This window comes from Embleya sp. L77, from assembly GCF_055557415.1.
The window spans coordinates 669,698-684,485 of sequence record NZ_CM145709.1 but is presented as its reverse complement, the minus strand read 5'-3'; the positions used below and the strand labels follow the sequence as shown (position 1 = coordinate 684,485).

Below are 14,788 nucleotides of genomic sequence, written 5' to 3'. Positions count from 1 at the left end.
GCAACCAGTCGCCTGGGACACTTGCAACGGGTATGCGAGGCACGGTGATCCACCATGATGACGGAGTGCTTTCGATCGACTCCGGAAGGCGATGGGGCCTGTCGTGATCCATCCATGTATCCGAATTGCCGGTCCGGGCGACGCTTGGGACGGCCGACGGGTTGTAGTGAGAGATGGCACATCGCGAGGCCGGCGCGGAAAATGCGTGGCTCGGGGGTCGGGGGCCTGACAGCGTGGCGCGCCACGGTGATGTTGCGGCAGGTTCGGGCCGATTTCGATGCCACGTCATTGGTGGTGTACCAGGCGTACGCGCCGGCCATTGCCGAACCGGCGTTGCGGGAGGGGCGGTTCGTGGCGCCGTTCTCGTTCGGGCGGATGACGTGGGTCAAGCCGTCGTTCTGCTGGCTGATGCACCGCAGCGATTGGGGCCGGAAGGCGGGCCAGGAACGGGTGTTGGCCGTGCGGATCAGCCGGGCGGGGTTCGAGCACGCGCTCGGGCGGGCGGTGTCGACCGAGGGGTCGGTGGCGGGTGCGGCGGTGCACGTGCAGTGGGATCCGGAACGGTCCCTGCGTGGCGCGGCGTTGAACCACTACAGCATCCAGGTCGGGATCGGGCGCGAGCTGATTCGCACCTTCAACGACGAGTGGATCGTCGGCATCACCGACCTGACGCCGTTGGTGCGGCGGGTGGCCGGGCTGCTCAAGGACGGCCGCGCGGCACAGGCACAGCGGTTGTTGCCGGCGGAGAAGCCGTATCCGCTGCCTGCGCCTCTCGCCCGGCGGGTGGGCGCGGACGGTTGAGGGGCCTCGGCGTCATCGCCCATGGGGTGTGTGGCCCGGGTACGCGGTTGGGTGAGCGCGCGTACCCGGGGGGCCGTCAGGCGTGTGTGCCACCGTCCACCCGGATTTCGGTGCCGGTGATGAAGGCGCCGTCGTCGGAGGCGAGCATGGCGATGACGCCGGCGATGGCGTCGGGGCCGGCCATCGGGGCGCCGCCGGATTCGAGGTCGGTGGCCAGGATGGGGGAGAGCTTGGCGAACAGCTCCCAGTCGGTGTCCGCCGGGAGGTAGCCCGAAGTCGCGTCGGTGATACCGGACTTGATGCTTCCCGGGGCGACGTTGACGGCGCGCAGACCCTGCTTGCCGTATTCCAGGGCGAGGGCGTGCGTGAAGGACTGGATGCCGCCCTTGCTCGCGGCGTAGGCCGCCATGTACGGGTGCGCGAAGGCCGCCGAGGTCGAGCTGAAGTTCACGACGACGCCGTTGCCGGCGGCCAGGAGGGCGGGCAGCGCCTCGCGCGTCACCAGGAACGTGCCGGTGAGGTTGACCGTGATGATCCGGTTCCACAGGTCGAGCGAGGTGAGGTGGGTGTGCTCGGCGCGCAGGATGCCGGCGGCGTTGACCAGGACGTCGAGGCCGCCGAGTTCGGTGACGGCGGTACGGACGCCTTCGGCTACGGAGGTCTCGTCGGCGATGTCGACCACGAGGGTGGTGAGGCGCTCGGCGGTGCCTTCCTCCGTGGCGAGGTCGCGGGTGCCGGCGAGGCCGTCGGGGACCACGTCGGCCGCGACGACCCGGCCGCCTTCGCCGAGCAGCCGTAGGGCCGTCGCCCGGCCGATGCCGGAGCCGGCGCCGGTGACCAGGATGCGGCGGGTGTCGAAGCGGTTCATGTGCGTCCTTCTTTCCGGGCGAGTAAGTCGGGGTCGTCCCCGTTCTTGCACGCTACGCCCAACGTGCACGTTGTGCCATTAATTCCCCGAGTGTCATTAGACTGGGCTGATGGATGCTGCTGCGGTCGGTTCGAATTCGGTCGGCTCGGACCCGGTGGGTTCGGTGGGTTCGGTGGATTCGGATGCGGTCGGCTCGGATCGGGTGGGTCGGCGTGGGGGGTCCGCTCGGGTCGGGCGGCCATCGTTGACGGAGCGGCGGAAGGCCGATACCCGGACCGAGGTGTCGCGGGCGGCGATCCGGTTGTTCGCGGAGCGCGGGTTCGACGAGACGACCGTGGAGGACATCGCGGAGGCATCCGGAATGGCGCTGCGGACCTTCTACCGCTACTTCCGGAGCAAGGAGGAGACCGTCGCGCCGGTGTTGTCGGCCGGGATCGCGGACTGGGTGGAGCGGCTGGCGGCCTGTGATCCGGCGGTCGGACTGCTGGAGGCGATGACCACCAGCTATCGCGCGGCGATGCGGCATGCGCGGGAGGTGGACGGGGTGGACGACGCGCAATTGCGGGTCGTACTGCGGACCGCGGACGGGCACCCGGCATTGCGGGCGGTGTGGTTGGGGGTGCACCACGACTGCGAGGAGCGGTTGCGGCCGGTGATTGCGGCGCGGGTGGGCGCGGCACACGCGGGGGCGGCGGAGGTGGACGGGCTCGCGGTGGACCTGGCCGCGGGAGCGGCGAACGTCGCGGTTCGTGTGGCGATGCGGCGGTGGGCGGCGGAGGGGACGGGCGATGCGGCGGACCGGGTGGCCGACGCGTTGTCGCGGGTCGCCGACGGGGGCCTCCTGCGCACGTGAGGGTGGGGGGTTCGGCCTCAGTCGCCGGCCGGGCTTGGCCTCAAGCGCCGGCCGGGCTGATGGGACCCGGCCTCCGGCCGAGGTGGCCTCAAACGCCGGCCGGGCTGGATTTGGTCTTGGCGTGCGGTGGGCGTTGGTTGCTTTGGGTTGGCCTCGAACGCCGGCCGGGCTGATTTCGTGTCGGTTTGCGTTGAGCGTTGGTTGCTTTGGATTGGGCTTGAGCGCTCGTCGGGCCGAGGGGGCTCATGTGCCGGAGGGGCCGATGGGTTCGAGTGGCGGCCGGGCCGGATCCCGGGTCTCGGCCGGTGTTCGGCGTCGGTTCGGGTCGTGGGGTGCGGGGGGTGGTTTGGGGAGGGCTATGGCTATGGTGAGGCCGCCGTGACGGTTGGCCGTTGTGCTGATGTGGGCTGCGTGGGCGTGCACGATGGCTTGGACAATGGAGAGGCCCAGGCCGGAGCCCCGGGCGGAGCCCGTGCGGTTGGGGCGGAAACGGCGGAAGGGCTCGAAGAGTTCGGGGATGCGGTCGGCGGGGATGACCGGACCGGTGTTGCGGACGCGGAGGGACCCGGCCGAGACGCCGACCGTGACGAAGCCGCCCGCATGGTTGTGGCGTACCGCGTTCTCGACCAGGTTGGTGACCAGTTGACGCAGCAGCAGTGGGTCGCCGGACACCACGCTGCCGGCGAGGTTCGCGTCGACCCGGATGCCGGCCTGTTCGGCCGCGGGCCGGGTCTGCCGGAGCACGTCGGCGGTCAACTCGTGCAGCGCGACCGGCGATGCCTGGACGTTGCCGCGCTCGCTCACCGCCAGGTTCAGCAGGCCGTCGATCAGACGCTCGGTGCGCCGATTCAGCGCCAGGAGTTGTTCGCGCGTCTCGACGATGTCCTGCGGCGAGTGCGGGTCGGCAAGGCCGATCTCGATCGCCGTGCGTTGGATCGTGAGCGGGGTGCGCAATTCGTGTGACGCGTTGGCGACGAACAACCGCCGGCTGTCGAAGGATTTCTCCAGTCGGTCGAGCATCCCGTCGAAGGTGTCGGCGAGTTGCTTGAGTTCGTCGTCCGGCCCGGGCATCGCGATCCGCTCGTGCAGGTTGTGTTCGGACAACCGGCGCGCCGTCGCGGTGATTCCGTGCACCGGGCGCAGCACCCGGCCGGACATCCACCAGCCGACCAGGATCGACGCCGCGGCCAGCAGCAGCAGCGCCGCGCCGAGCACGGTCAGCAGTTGACTCATCGTCACGTCCTGGCCGACAACGGTGGCCCGACGGATCGAGTCGGCGGGGATCATGGTGACAAGTGCCGTACCCGGCAAGGGTTGGGCCGGTTGGGCCTGGCCCGCGATGGTCTGGGTCTGGTCGTAGCCGTACGGGGAATCCGCCGCGAACGTCCTGGCCATCGCCCCCGGCAACTGCTGGGACAGTCGCTGATCGACGAACCAGTACACGATGCCCAGCAGCACCGTGCCGACCACGAGCGACATGCCGCCGTACATCAGCGCGAGCCGGGCCCGCGCCGACGGCCGACGGAACAGCGCCCGGAGGATCAGCCGCCCGTCCGCGACCAGCCGGCTCGTACCGGTTGTCCTCGTCGAGCTGCTCGTGGTGGTTGCCGCCCTCCGCCGGCTCTTCCCGGCTGCTGCCCTGGGGCCGCTCGCGCCGGGTCTCCGCAGGCCGCTCATATCAGGTATCCCGAGCCGGGCACGGTGCGGATGACCTGTGGGTCGCCGAGTTTGGCGCGCAGCTTGGACATGGTCACCCGCACGGTGTTGGAAAACGGATCGATGTTCTCGTCCCACACTCGCTCCAGCAGCTCCTCGGCGCTGACCACCGCTCCGTCGGCCGCCATCAAGGTCGCGAGCACCGCGAACTCCTTGTGTGCGAGCCGGATGTACTCGCCGTTTCGGGTGACCTGACGCCGAGCGTTGTCCAGCACGATGCCGTGCTTCCGCAGCACCGGCGGTACGGCCGGCATGGCGCGTCGGCCCAGCGCCTGCACGCGGGCCAACAACTCGGCGAACTCGAACGGCTTGGGCAGGTAGTCGTCCGCGCCCAGGCGCAGCCCCGCAACCCGCTCGGGGACCGTGCCGGCGGCGGTCAGCATCAGGATCCGGGTACGCATCCGACCGGCCACGACGGCCTGACAGACGTCGTCGCCGTGGGTGCCGGGCAGGTCACGGTCGAGGACCAGTACGTCGTAGTCGTTGACCGCGAGCCGCTCCAGCGCGCTGTCGCCGTCGTACGCGACGTCCACCGCGATCGCCGCCCGGCGCAGCCCTCGGGCGACCAGGTCGGCCAGCAGTTCCTCGTCCTCGGTCACCAGGACTCGCAAGGTCTCGTCGCTCCGCTTCGGGCCGGGGGAAGGGGGGTTTGCACACATCGGACCAACCCCACCGTTTATACGCGACCCCGTGTTAGCTCCGGATAACCAATTCGGGAGACGGCCGGGTAACCCGCCGCCGCGTAGACCTGCTGTCGTACCCCTCGCCGTCACGGCGAGGGGTGGCCACACGACCGACGGTAGGACAACAGGCAGGAGCGGCAGTGATGACGAGGTTCGGGCGCACGGGATCGGGGCGGCCCTTGGCGCTCAGGTTGGCGGTCGGGGTGGTTCTCGCGAGTAGCCTCGCCTTGACCACGGCCGGGTGCGGCGACGACGGCGGCTCGCCGAAGAGCAAGGTGGCCTCGGGCGGCGGCAGCGGCGGCGCGAAGGCCGAGGGCAGCGGCGGCTCGGACTCGGGCAAGGGTGACGACGCCGAGCGCCGCGACCAGATGGTCAAGTTCGCGAGCTGTATGCGTGAGCACGGGGTCGACATGCCCGACCCGGAGCCCGGCGAGGGCGGCGCGATGCGGATAGGGGCGATGCCCGCGGACGAGGGGTCGTCCAAGACGGAGGACGCCATGAAGGCGTGCGAGAAGTTCCAGCCGAAGAGCGACTTCGACCCGAACGACCCCAAGTTCAAGGAGTGGCAGGCCAAGCACATGGACTGTCTGCGCGAGAACGGGGTGAACGTGGGCGACGGCGCGGGGGGCGCGATGCTCACCATCGACGCCGGCGACGAGAAGGTCACCAAGGCGATGGATTTGTGCAACAAGAAGGTTCCGCCGCTGACGAAGAAGAAGTAGGGGCGGCCTCGTGGTTTCGATCGACACCCCACAGCAGTACGAGTACGACGGGGAGCCGGTGTCGGCTCCGGCCGAGCCGGACCGCACGGCATACCCGCGCGAGCGTCGGCGCCACCGTCGGCGCCGGGCCCTCGCCGCCGCTCTGGTGCTGGCCTCGGCGGGCGGCGCGGCGGCCGTACTGCTCTCCGATGGTGGCGACGGCTCCGATGCCTCCGCGAACCGTACGAAGCTGGACGCGGTCCCGGTGACCCGCGCGGACCTGGTCGACCGGCAGAACGTGGACGGCAAGCTCGGGTACGCGGGCACGTACTCCGTGAACGCGGCCGCGCCGGGCCCGGACAAGGAGACCCCGCCGGCCGGCGACGACAAGAACAAACCACAGGGCGGCGGCACTCCGGGGCCGAGTCGGAGCCCGGGCGGCGGATCCGCCCCGGGTACCGGGGGTTCGGGTGGGGGGCAGGGCGGTTCGCTTCCGGACACCGGGAACAACGCGGGTCCCGGCACCATCACTTGGCTTCCCGGCGTGGGCGAAACGCTGGCGCGCGGCGATCGGGTGTACGGCCGCGACGGTACCAAGGTGCCGCTGTTCTACGGCGAGACGCCGTTCTGGCGGGCGTTGACCGTCGGGGTCGACAAGGGGGTGGACGTACGGGAGTTGGAGCAGAATCTGCAGGCCCTGGGCTACGGCGGGTTCACCGTGGACGAGAAGTTCACCGACGCGACCGCCACGGCGGTGAAGAAGTGGCAGAAGGACATGGGCCACAAGCAGACCGGCCGGTTCGATGCCGGAGACGCGGTGGTGCTGCCGGACTCGGTGCGGGTCAGCGAGGTCACCGCGGTTCTCGGCTCGACCTCGCAGGGACCGCTGCTCAAGGCGAGCGGCACCGGTCGTCGGGTCACGGTCAACCTGCCGGTCAACAAGCAGACGTTGGCGAGCAAGGGCGCCAAGGTGCAGGTCACCCTGCCCGGCGGCAAGACCGCGACCGGCACCATCAGCCAGGTCGGCACGGTGGCCAAGGAGGGCGAACAGTCCCAGGGCGGTGCACCGCAGGGTCAGGACAAGGCCACCATCCCGGTCGACATCGCGCTCGACCAGCCCAAGGACGCCGGCACCCTGGACGGCGCGCCGGTCACCGTCGGCTTCACCGGCAAGGAGAAGAAGGGCGTGCTCACCGTCCCGGTCAATGCGCTGCTCGCGCTCACCGAGGGCGGCTACGGCGTCGAGGCGGTCGAACCGGACGGCAGTACCCGACTGCTGAAGGTCGAACTCGGAATGTTCGCCAACGGCCGGGTCGAGGTGACCGGCGACGGCGTGACCGAGGGCCTGAAGGTCGGGGTGCCCAAGGGATGAGGAGGCATCGCAGAGCGCCGGGCAAGGCGGCCGAACCGGGGCCGCCCGGCGTCCGCGGCACGGTACCGGTGATCGAACTCGACGGCGTCGGCCGGTCCTACCCCGGCGGAGTGCGGGCCCTGATCGACGCGAACCTGACCATCGAGGCGGGCGAACTGCTCGCCGTGGTCGGGCCGTCCGGCTCCGGGAAGTCGACCATGCTCCAGTTGATGGGCACTTTGGATCGACCGACCGAGGGGGTGGTGCGGCTGCTCGGGCACGACATCGCCGGCCTGAAGGACCGTCAACTCTCCGGAGTGCGGGCGAACTGGATCGGTTTCGTTTTCCAGCAGTTCTTCCTCACCGAGCACTTCACCGCCGTGGACAACGTGGCCAACGGCCTTTACTACCACGGGATTCCGGTACGCGAGCGGCGTGAACGCGCGGCCGACGCGCTGGCCCGGGTCGGGCTCGGCAGCCGGCTCGACCACGTCCCGCGCGAACTGTCCGGCGGTGAGCGTCAACGCGTCGCGATCGCCCGCGCCCTGGTCGCCCGGCCGGCGCTGGTACTGGCCGACGAGCCGACCGGAGCGCTCGATTCGCGCTCCGGGGCGACGGTGATGCGACTGCTGCACGAACTGCACGCGGACGGGACCACGATCGTGGTGATCACCCACGACCCCGGGATCGCCCGGTCGTTGCCGCGCCGGGTGGAGATCCTGGACGGCCGCATCCACGCGGACAGTGGTGCGTCGAGTGCACTGCCGGCGGGGGTGCTCGGATGACGACGACGGATCAGGACACCCGTGCCGCCCGGCCGACGCCGGTGCCGCTGCCGGACACCGCGCGGCTGGGACCGGTCGACGTGGTGCGGGTCGGCCTGCTCGGGGTACGCGGCCGGCCGATGCGCGCGATCCTGTCCGGCCTGGGCATCGCGATCGGGATCGCCGCGATGGTCGCGGTGCTGGGCATCGGTACGGCCAGTCAGGCCCGGCTGACGGACCAGATCCGGAGCCTGGGCACGAACATGCTCTCGGTCGGACCCGGCGACTCGATGTTCGGCGGCAAGGTGCCGCTGCCCGAGGACGCGGTGGACATGGTGCGCCGGATCGGCCCGGTGACGTCGGCCAGCGCCACCGCCCAGCTGGACGGCCGGAGCGTACGGCGCACCGACCGGATCGACCCACGCGTGACCAAGGGCATCACCGTGGCGGCCACCCGCGAGGACCTGCTCGACACGATCGGCGGCCGGGTGGCGAAGGGCCAGTGGTTCAACGCGGCCAACTCGCGCTATCCGACGGTCGTGCTCGGCGCCCGGGCGGCGGAGCTGCTTGGGGTCGACGGGCCGAACCGGCAGGTGTGGATCGGGGAGCGGTGGTTCACCGTGATCGGCGTCCTGGCCCCGGTGCCACTGGCGCCCGAGGTGGACCACTCCGCGCTGGTCGGCTGGTCGGCGGCGCGGGACCTGCTCGGCTTCGACGGGCATCCGACCAGGATCTACGAGCGCTCCGCCGAGGACGCGGTGGCCGACGTGCGCAACGTGCTCGCGGCGACGGCCAATCCGGCCGACCCCGCCGGGGTCAAGGTCAGCCGGCCGTCCGACGCGCTGGAGGCACAGCTCGCCGCCAAGAACACCTTCACCGGGCTGTTCGTGGGCCTGGGCGCGGTCGCGCTCCTGGTGGGCGGGGTCGGGGTGGCCAACACGATGGTCATCTCCGTGCTCGAACGCCGCCAGGAGATCGGCCTGCGCCGGGCCTTGGGCGCCGGGCGGGGCCAGATCCGCCTGCAGTTCCTGACCGAGGCGGTGACCCTGTCCGGCCTGGGCGGCGTGGCCGGCGTGGTCCTCGGACTGATCGTCACCAGCGGGTACGCCCGAGCCCAGGGTTGGCCACTGGTGCTGCCGTGGCCGGCCATCCTGGGCGGAGTCGCGGCATCGGTGGCGATCGGCGCGCTGGCCGGCCTCTACCCGGCCGGCCGAGCGGCACGGCTGCCACCGACCGAGGCACTCAGCTCGGGCTGAGGGCGGGCGCGGGCGCGAGTCGGGTCGGTGGGGCCGGTCGGCCCCACCGACCCGACTCCGGATGCCGCCTGTACGGAACCTGGGCAAAACCTGGGCACCAGCTGGGCAAGATTCGGCATTGATTCGGTATCGGCCCGCGCGCCGGCCGGGTCGGTGTCGATGCGGCGGGCGTCGACTCGGCCCGGATTCGCATCGCGTTCGACTCGATCCGGTCCGTTTCGATCCTTTCGGTGACGCTCGGCACCGGTTCGACTCCGGTACGAACGCGCACGTGTGTAGGCAACCACGCTCGACCGCCCGCACACGCAACCGCAGGCAACTGCGCTCGACCGCACGCGACCACACGGCAACCAACCGCACGCGACCACGGCAACCGCACCACACACGTGACCGACCGCGCTCGACCGGAAGCGCCCATTCCTCGGCGAAGCCGCCCGCTCGTGAATCCAGCCATTCGCGATCGGGCGGCGTTCGGCGTTCGGATTCCGGTTGCTCACCACGTGTTTTCCGGCCAACCCGGCGCCGAATGGTCGGCCCGGGCGGGTAGGCAACGCCGCCCGATCGGCATCGGTGCAGGTCGGCGCGGGAGGGGAGGTGATTCGTACGACCAGATGATGACGCAGGCATGGTGAAGTCATCGATTGGGTTGACGATGGCCCGCGCCGGCAGTCGGTAATCTTTGAGTCGGAAAGCGGTTCACCACCCCCCGCATCGCCCGGCCGACCGGAAATGTCGCAACCGCGGAGCGTCCGCCCAGCGTCAATTCACCGACCGGTGTGTCGTGTCCTCGTTTTACGATGACGCAGCTGAGGGCAGGGCGTGGTGCATGCCACACATCGCCACCGGCCCGGGTCCGTGGCCGCCGGACTCGACGAGTCGTTGGGGGTTGATCAGCAGTGTTGCGCGTTCTCGACGATTGCCGGGACGACGGCGACGGCGTCGCCGGCGGATCCGCCCCGACCGGCACGCTCACGCGGGCCCGGGTGCCGGAGGCCGCCGAGGTCCGGACCGCGGATGCCGCGAAGGCTCCCGGCGGCGGCGATGCGAAGACCGTGCGACGCGACTGGCGCGGCCGGCTGTGGTCCGCCCCCTGGCAACTGGTGCTCTTCCTGTGGCGAACCCTGTGCGGCGAGTGGCGCGGCATCGTCGCGGATCCGGTTCGCCAGTTGTGGCGCAGCCGCGGCAAGGGGCTCGCGCTCGCGGTCGTGGCCAGCTCCGCGGTGATCTTCTTCCACGCGATCGGGCAGACCCCGGCGGGCAAGACCGTGGTCCGCATCCTCGGTGGGGTCAGCGCCGATCTGCCGCTGTGGCTGGCCCTGTTGCGGACTCCGGTGTCGCTGTTCGTACCCGCATTGAACCTGCCGGTCTGGGCGGGCATCACGCAGTTGTTCCTCGCGTTCGCCATCGCCCAGCTCTCGCTCGGCGCGGCCCGCACGCTGATGGTCGCCTATGTGACCACCCTGGCGGGCACGATGGGCGCCCGGATCATGATCGCGATCGGTCCGGACCACGCGCTCGGCCTGCCGTCGTCGGCCGCGCACGTACTGGACACCGGCCCGTCGGCGGCGGTGGTCGGTCTGTTCACGTACCTCTCGATCATTCACCGCGCGCCCATACTCTTCACCATCACGGGCGGCTCGATGGTCCTGGAGTCGATCATCCTGCCCAACCTGGCCGGCCGTGAACACCTGATCGCGGTGGGCGCGGCGATCGTGCTTGGCCTGTTCGCGGGCCGCACTCGACCGGGATGGTTGGCCTGGACCGACGGCCCGAGGGCGCGGGTCCGGGCGGTGACGGCGGGTCCGCGAGCGCGGGCGCGGGCACTGAGCGCGAAGCCGGGCGAGTTGTTGCGGAGGTCGCGGAGGTTGCGGGGCGCGCGGGGTCGGTCGGGGTCGGTGGCCGATGCGGGCTCGGAGGCCGAGGCCGTGGTCGGCCGAACGCGCGAGAACGCCTGATTCGGCAGGTTGGTGCACCCACCCGCTCCACGCGTTGCGACGGATGCGGAGGCTGGGGTTCCACAAGCACCGCCCCGGCCCCGCAGCCCCCACGCCGACACCCTCGAACCCCGGCCGACCACCTCGGCCGCGTCGCACGAAGCCGGCACCCCGACTCCGGGGGCCCGGCCGACCACCTCGGCCACCCTCCACCAAGCCGGCACCCCACCCCCGGGCCCACCACGCAGCCGCCGCCGACGACAGCCACCCGCTCGTACCGGACGCGACGACGGCCCTGCCACCAGCGCCCCCGACCCAGGCCCCACCCCTCGTCACCCAGACACCCGAACCCGCCCCCGCCCCTCGCCTACCCCCAGGCGCGTCAGCGCCCCCGACCCGCGCCGCCCACGCGATCGACGCGCGAAGCGCGGAGAGCGGCGGAGCCGCAAAACCAAGACTTCGTGCCCCGGAGCGAAGCGGAGGGACACGAAGTCACGAGCGAGGGGCCACTTTTTTCTCGGAGGAGCGAAGCGGAGGAGAGAAAAAAGTGGTGCCTCGCGAGCCGGCGCCGAAGGCGCCCAACAAAGAGGTCCAGACCAATATTGCAACTCCTTCGGCCCGATGGATACCTTCGAGGCACCGCGCCGGACGTCGTTCCGGGGTGTTCGAGGCACGTCGGGTCCACCACTTCGTGCTCCGCTTCGTCGCAGCCGGAGGTATCACCCCATGCCCGCTTCTCCCGTGCCCGGGTCGGTGATGGCCGGTGAGATCGCGGCCCAGCCCGAAGGGTTGGCTCGGATCCTGACCGAAGGGCTCGACCCGATCCGTACCGTCGCCGCGGAAATCCGGGCGCGCGACCCGAGGTTCGTCCTGTTCACCGGGCGGGGGACCTCCGACAACGCCGGGTTGTACGCGCGCTATCTCACCGAGGTGCTGCTCGGGCTGCCCGCCGGCCTCACCTCGATGTCCACCACGACCGCCTACCGCGCCCGGCAACGCCTGGCCGGCTGCCTGGTGGTGACGGTGAGCCAGTCCGGTGGTTCGCCGGACCTGATCGCCTCCGCCCGACAGGCCCGCGCGGACGGTGCACTCACGCTCGCGGTGACCAACAACGCCGATTCCGTGCTTGCCCGCGAATCCGATCTGCATCTGGACGTGCTGGCCGGTCCCGAACTCGCGCTGCCCGCGACCAAGACCTACACCGCCGAACTACTCACCCTGTTCCTGCTGGTCGACCACCTTCGAGGTGGTACCGGCGAGGCCGCCCGCGCGCTGCCCGAGGCGGCGCACGCGATCCTGGATCGGCAGGCGGAGATCGAGGCGCCCGCGGAGCGCTACCGGTTCGCCGATCGGCTCGTGGTCACCGCGCGCGGCTACGGGTATCCGACCGCACGCGAGGCGGCGCTGAAGATCATGGAGACCAGCTACATCGGCGCCCAGGCGTTCTCCGGCGCGGACCTGATGCACGGCCCGCTCGCGATCGTCGACCGGGCCTGGCCGGTGCTCGCGGTGGCGCCGGACGGCGCGGGCGGGCAGGCACTGCGACCCGTGCTCGACCGGCTGCGCGAGCGAGGCGCGGACCTGTACGTGATCGGGTCCGCCGAGTCGGTGGCCGAGTACGGTCGGGGCTTCGTGCTGCCGACCGGGCACGCCGAGGAGGTGTCGCCGATCCTGGAGATCCTGCCGCTGCAACTGCTCGCCCGCGAGGTCGCCTTGGGCCGCGGCTGCGACCCGGACGCCCCTCGGGCACTGGCGAAGGTCACCGAGACGCGCTAGGCCGTGTCCGGCGGATCTTGGTGGGGCCGTGCCGCCTGGCATCCGCCCTTCGGGCTCGTCGCTGCGCTCGTCTCGCCGCACCGGAGAAACAGCCGAATAGAACCACTATGCGGCTGCTTCTCCGGCACGCCGAGCCACGGCACCAGACGACGCGACCTCATCCACCAAGATCCACCGGACACGGCCTAGCCGTACCGGGCCGCCCCTTCGGGTCGCGATCCGAGGGGGCCGCGCCCCGCCGCCCCGCCCGCTTCGGGGCACGTGGTCCGGCCGGAGCGGCGCGGCTCACGCGGCCGGGCTCACGCAGTCCGGTTCAGGTCCGTGGATGCCTCGCGTGCGTCGAGGAGTTCGTCCCAATTCGCCGCCGTCCACGCGCAGGCGGCGTCCATCGGGACCAGCATGCTGCGTCCCAGTGGGGTGAGGTCGTAGGTCACCCGGCGGACCGGGGTCTCGTGCTCGGTGCGGCTGACCAGGCCGTCGCGTTCGAGCGTACGCAGCGACTGGGTGAGCACCTTGGCGGTGATGCCGTGCAGGGGCACCCGCAGTTCGGAGAAGCGCCGCGGACCACCCTCCAGACAGCGGATGATCATCCCGGCCCACTTGTCGCCGAAACGGATCGGGGACAGGTCCGACGGACAGACCGGGTCGAACATGTCCGCGCGCAGGGGTTCTCGGATGGCCTCGCTCATGGGTCCACCGTAGTCGGTATCCGGGAGGTAACCACCGCCCTGGGTAGCGTGCGTGGCGGTGGTCGGAGCAAGGGCTCGACCCGGACGAGCGGGGGTGGATCGATGAGCGACATCATCGTTTTCGGCGCGGGTGGACGGACCGGACGCGCGGCGGTCGCGGAGGCGCTGCGTCGGGGGCACCGGGTCACCGCCGTGGTGCGCGAGCCGGCGAAGTACCCGGACCTGGCCGGCCCGGACGTGCGGGTGCTCGCGGGCGACGTGACCGACGCGGACTCGGTGGCCGAACTCGCGGCCGGGCACGATGCGGCGATCGCCGCGGTGTTCGATCCGGCGGCGATGCTCGGGGACTTCTTCGCGCGGGCGGTCCAGGCGCTGTTGGACGGGCTGGCCCGGGCGGGCGTCGGGCGGCTGGTGTGGGTGGGGCTGGCCTCGGTGCTGCCGACCGCCACCGGCGAACCGCTGATGGACGCGCCGGGCTATCCGCAGGAGTACCGGGCGTTCTTCCTCGCGCATGCCGAGGGCAACGCGGCACTGCGGGCGGCCGGCGGGTCGGGCGCCTCGGGTGTCGGCGACGCCTCGGGTGCCGTGCCGGAGTGGGTCGTGTTGAGCCCGGCCGGCGACTTCGACCACGAAGGCGTCCGTACCGGCTACTACCGCCCGGCACCCGGCGCAGCGGAAAGCCGGGTGTCCTATCCGGACTTCGCGATCGCGCTGCTGGACGAGATCGACGCGCCGAAGCTGCGCGGGGTGCATGTCGGGATCGAGGACGGGCGATGACCGAGCCGGTCGCGGCCCATCCCGATCCGTGGGTGGCCGCGCACATCGAGCGCTTCCTGGCCACGGACGGACGGCCCCGGGAGGGCATCGACGACCTGCTGTTGACCACGCGCGGGCGGCGCTCGGGACTGCTGCGGCAGACCCCGCTGGTGTACGTGCGCGACGGCGACGGGTGGATCGTGACCGGCTCCAACCGGGGCGGCGATCGGCATCCGGCCTGGTACCTGAACCTGGTCGCCGAGCCGATCGTCACGGTCCGGATCGGCGGCGAGACCTTCACCGCGCGCACGCGCACCGCGACGGCGGCGGAGAAGCCGAGGTTGTGGGCGCTGATGGTGGCGGCGATGCCGGCGTACCGGGCCTATCAGGAGGGCACGACCCGGGACATTCCGGTGGTGATCATCGAGCGGGTGCCGGCGGGAGCGGAACCTGCCTCCTGCTGACCGGGCGGCGGCGGTCGCGGGCCCGTGTCTTGACCGGGCATCGCGGTCGGGCCCGTTTCCTGATCGGGCGGCGGCGGTCGAATCCGTGTCTTGACCGGGCACCGGCCGTCGAATCCGTGTCCTGAGCGGGTGTCGGCGGTCTGGACGCGCGCCCCGACCACGTGGCGAGGGCCGAG

The 14,788-nt window shown here is 71.3% G+C and carries 14 protein-coding genes; 10 read left to right on the top strand and 4 right to left on the bottom strand.

Annotated features, from left to right (window positions below):
* The first annotated feature begins 249 nt into the window (after positions 1–249).
* Positions 250–801: a DUF4291 domain-containing protein gene (locus tag ACZOOI_RS02835; protein WP_465279243.1), complete on the top strand. Its 552-nt coding sequence runs from the start codon at positions 250–252 to the stop codon at positions 799–801.
* Positions 802–877: 76 nt separating this feature from the next.
* Here ACZOOI_RS02835 and ACZOOI_RS02830 read toward each other — a convergent pair whose 3' ends face one another.
* Positions 878–1,669 (bottom strand): SDR family NAD(P)-dependent oxidoreductase, encoded by a 792-nt coding sequence (locus tag ACZOOI_RS02830; protein WP_465279242.1) that lies wholly within the window; start codon positions 1,667–1,669, stop codon positions 878–880.
* A 244-nt stretch (positions 1,670–1,913) separates the two neighbouring features.
* On the opposite strand from ACZOOI_RS02830, the gene ACZOOI_RS02825 reads away from it, so the two are divergent.
* Positions 1,914–2,522 carry a TetR family transcriptional regulator gene (locus ACZOOI_RS02825; RefSeq protein ID WP_465279241.1) on the top strand — a complete coding sequence of 203 codons (609 nt, stop codon included), beginning with the start codon at positions 1,914–1,916 and terminating at the stop codon, positions 2,520–2,522.
* A 243-nt stretch (positions 2,523–2,765) separates the two neighbouring features.
* Here the strand turns inward: ACZOOI_RS02825 and ACZOOI_RS02820 are convergent, their stop codons facing one another.
* Both ACZOOI_RS02820 and ACZOOI_RS02815 read right to left on the bottom strand, forming a co-directional pair.
* Complete coding sequence (locus tag ACZOOI_RS02820) at positions 2,766–4,199, bottom strand: sensor histidine kinase (protein ID WP_465279240.1); 1,434 nt, start codon at positions 4,197–4,199, stop codon at positions 2,766–2,768.
* Positions 4,196–4,849, bottom strand: coding sequence for a response regulator transcription factor (locus ACZOOI_RS02815; protein ID WP_396008646.1), 654 nt, complete (start codon positions 4,847–4,849; stop codon positions 4,196–4,198). The genes ACZOOI_RS02820 and ACZOOI_RS02815 overlap by 4 nt, the downstream gene beginning before the upstream one ends.
* Positions 4,850–5,148: 299 nt before the next feature.
* Between ACZOOI_RS02815 and ACZOOI_RS02810 the strand changes: the two genes are divergently transcribed.
* From ACZOOI_RS02810 to ACZOOI_RS02785, 6 genes are all read left to right on the top strand, one after another.
* Positions 5,149–5,643 (top strand): hypothetical protein, encoded by a 495-nt coding sequence (locus tag ACZOOI_RS02810; protein WP_465279239.1) that lies wholly within the window; start codon positions 5,149–5,151, stop codon positions 5,641–5,643.
* A 10-nt stretch (positions 5,644–5,653) separates the two neighbouring features.
* Positions 5,654–6,994 (top strand): peptidoglycan-binding protein, encoded by a 1,341-nt coding sequence (locus ACZOOI_RS02805; RefSeq protein WP_465279238.1) that lies wholly within the window; start codon positions 5,654–5,656, stop codon positions 6,992–6,994.
* Positions 6,991–7,758: an ABC transporter ATP-binding protein gene (locus ACZOOI_RS02800; RefSeq protein ID WP_465279237.1), complete on the top strand. Its 768-nt coding sequence runs from the start codon at positions 6,991–6,993 to the stop codon at positions 7,756–7,758. The genes ACZOOI_RS02805 and ACZOOI_RS02800 overlap by 4 nt, the downstream gene beginning before the upstream one ends.
* Entirely contained in the window at positions 7,755–8,993 is a 1,239-nt protein-coding gene (locus ACZOOI_RS02795; protein WP_465279236.1) for an ABC transporter permease, read from the top strand. Before ACZOOI_RS02800 ends, ACZOOI_RS02795 begins: the two co-directional genes overlap by 4 nt.
* Before the next feature lie 896 nt (positions 8,994–9,889).
* Positions 9,890–10,948, top strand: coding sequence for a hypothetical protein (locus ACZOOI_RS02790; protein ID WP_465279235.1), 1,059 nt, complete (start codon positions 9,890–9,892; stop codon positions 10,946–10,948).
* Positions 10,949–11,653: 705 nt separating this feature from the next.
* Positions 11,654–12,703, top strand: a complete 1,050-nt coding sequence (locus ACZOOI_RS02785) for an SIS domain-containing protein (protein ID WP_465279234.1) — start codon at positions 11,654–11,656, stop codon at positions 12,701–12,703.
* 299 nt (positions 12,704–13,002) lie between these two features.
* Here the strand turns inward: ACZOOI_RS02785 and ACZOOI_RS02780 are convergent, their stop codons facing one another.
* The gene (locus ACZOOI_RS02780) at positions 13,003–13,392 is read right to left on the bottom strand and encodes a winged helix-turn-helix transcriptional regulator (RefSeq protein ID WP_465279233.1); all 390 of its coding nucleotides are present in this window, start codon (positions 13,390–13,392) and stop codon (positions 13,003–13,005) included.
* A gap of 102 nt (positions 13,393–13,494) precedes the next feature.
* Between ACZOOI_RS02780 and ACZOOI_RS02775 the strand changes: the two genes are divergently transcribed.
* Both ACZOOI_RS02775 and ACZOOI_RS02770 read left to right on the top strand, forming a co-directional pair.
* Positions 13,495–14,169 carry an NAD(P)-dependent oxidoreductase gene (locus ACZOOI_RS02775; RefSeq protein ID WP_465279232.1) on the top strand — a complete coding sequence of 225 codons (675 nt, stop codon included), beginning with the start codon at positions 13,495–13,497 and terminating at the stop codon, positions 14,167–14,169.
* Positions 14,166–14,612, top strand: a complete 447-nt coding sequence (locus tag ACZOOI_RS02770; RefSeq protein WP_465279231.1) for a nitroreductase family deazaflavin-dependent oxidoreductase — start codon at positions 14,166–14,168, stop codon at positions 14,610–14,612. The genes ACZOOI_RS02775 and ACZOOI_RS02770 overlap by 4 nt, the downstream gene beginning before the upstream one ends.
* Positions 14,613–14,788: the final 176 nt, after the last annotated feature.